We start from the raw sequence: 2359 nt of genomic DNA, 5'->3' as shown, positions 1-2359 counted from the left end.
CCTTGTCCCTGTGAGAGTAGGACGTCGCCAAGCAACTGTAAGACGAGTCAGTATGACTCGTCTTTTTTTGTGTTTTAAACTTCTTATCAGCCTCAAGTAAGTAATCCTTATTTTTTTTGATCCCCTCATATTCATTTTCTTTCATTATTTTTGATGTGTAGTTTAAGATTTTCTATTTTGTTTTTTGGAGAAGTGATCTGTCGGTATGTTAAAATAGTGCAGTTGTTTTTTGAGTACTTGAATATAAGAAGATTTCATTTTGAAAAAGGAGATAATATGAAAAAGATAGGTGTAATTACTATAGTAGTTTTAGTCCTTCTAGCAATTACTTATATGTTAGTTGGGAATTATTTTTATAATTATGCGTTGAATGCGAAACAAGAGAAAGAATTTTTAGAGGATAATCCTCATTTAGTAGAAACAGTGAATGCATCAGGAGGTGTGTTCGCTACAAACGAAGAAAAGGATGCGAGCTTTGTATCAAATCATAAACCTAATACACGAAACATAAATTCTTTCGATAAGTTGAAATTAACAGGTTATGAATATATGAATGAACAATCTAGCCATAAATGGGCAATTGTAGTTCATGGATATGATAGCAGGGCATCGAAAATGACGAAATATATCCGGAATTTTTATGAACAAGGTTATAACGTCATAGCGCCAGATCTTCGTGGGCACGGAAATAGTGAGGGCGATTATATAGGGATGGGCTGGCACGATCGTAAAGATATTTTGATTTGGATTCAACAAATTGTAAAGAAAGACCCTAATGCTGAAATAGCACTTTTTGGTGTTTCAATGGGCGGGGCAACTGTAATGATGACCTCAGGTGAAGAGTTACCTTCTAACGTTAAAGTTATTATTGAAGATTGTGGATACTCAACTGTTATTGATGAATTTACTTATCAACTAAAAGATCTATTCCACTTGCCGAAATTTCCTGTTATGAATGCGGCAAATACAGTTACAAAATTAAGAGCTGGATATGATTTAGAAGAAGCTTCAGCTATAAAACAAGTAGAGAAAAGTAAAACACCTATGCTATTTATTCACGGGGATGCTGATACGTTCGTTCCTTATGAAATGTTAGATGAAGTATATAATGCTGCAAAAGTAGAAAAAGAGAAATTAATTGTTCCAGGTGCTGGACATGGAGAAGCTGAGAAGATAGATTCAAATAAATATTGGAATACCGTATGGAAATTCGTGGGGAGATATATTCCAGCATAGTTAGATTTGTATATACGATAATCAGAAGGAAATCTTTTTATACTTTTGATTATCGTTTTTTCTATTTATAGATTCATTTTAGTTTGTAGTATATAAAGCATGAAGCATAAATTTTTGAATTCCTTAGTGCCAGTGCTACAATGATTGAAAACTACATGTTAATGAGGTGTTTCTATGAAAATTGAAGTATGGTCAGATTTTGTATGCCCATTTTGCTATATTGGGAAACGTAGATTAGAGATGGCTTTAGAGCAATTTCCACATAAGAAAGATGTTGAAGTTGAGTTTAAAAGTTTTGAATTAGACCAAAATGCTCCAATCTATTCTGGAACAAGTATTAATGAAGTACTTGCATCAAAGTATGGGATTAGTATTGAAGAAGCTAAGCGTAATAATATACAACTAGGAAGTCATGCGGCTAGTCTGGGTTTAAGTTTTAATTTTGATGAGATGAAGCCGACGAACACTTTTGATGCGCATCGTCTTGCGAAGTTTGCAAAGGATCAAGGGAAAGAAAAAGAGATTACGGAAAATCTACTTTTTGCATATTTCACAGAATCGAGAAATTTAAGTGATGTGGATACGCTTGCTACTATTGCTGAAGCTTCAGGTTTAGAAAAGCAAGAAGCTTTACGTGTTATTCATGATAAAAGCGCATATGCAAATGATGTTAGAATTGATGAAGCGATTGCTCAGCAATATCAAATTTCGGGAGTACCTTATTTTATTATTAATCAAAAGTATGCTATTTCAGGTGCGCAGCCACTTGAAACCTTTGTTGGTGCACTTCAGCAAGTGTGGGAAGAAGAGAATCCTGCACCTAAGTTACAAGAACTTTCTTCAGAGGGTGGAAGCGATATGTCTTGTACGGATGAAAGTTGTTCGATACCTTCAAAAGAACAATAGTTTTTATGATGGAATGGCAACCCATAGAGTATTTTATGGGTTGCTTATCTATTCTTATAGAAGAGGTATATAAATAGATAAATTAATAGCGTAAATAGGATGTATAAAAAAATGAAGTTTTTTATAAAAACATATTGACGATTATAGGTTAGAGGTGTAATATAGAACAAGTCGCCGATGACATTAACGTCGAAAGCGACAAACAAAATGAAAAACT

The 2359-nt window shown here is 33.7% G+C and carries 2 protein-coding genes; both read left to right on the top strand.

The window, feature by feature from the left end; genetic code table 11:
* The first annotated feature begins 276 nt into the window (after positions 1 to 276).
* Positions 277 to 1236 carry an alpha/beta hydrolase gene (locus BAQ44_RS03985; RefSeq protein ID WP_071720907.1) on the top strand — a complete coding sequence of 320 codons (960 nt, stop codon included), beginning with the start codon at positions 277 to 279 and terminating at the stop codon, positions 1234 to 1236.
* Positions 1237 to 1410: 174 nt separating this feature from the next.
* Positions 1411 to 2142 (top strand): DsbA family oxidoreductase, encoded by a 732-nt coding sequence (locus BAQ44_RS03980; protein ID WP_071720906.1) that lies wholly within the window; start codon positions 1411 to 1413, stop codon positions 2140 to 2142.
* Positions 2143 to 2359: the final 217 nt, after the last annotated feature.

It is taken from the genome of Bacillus mobilis, from assembly GCF_001884045.1.
Lineage (GTDB): Bacteria > Bacillota > Bacilli > Bacillales > Bacillaceae_G > Bacillus_A > Bacillus_A mobilis.
Note: the sequence above shows the minus strand (reverse complement) of the source record. Positions and strands in the feature narration are given on the sequence as shown.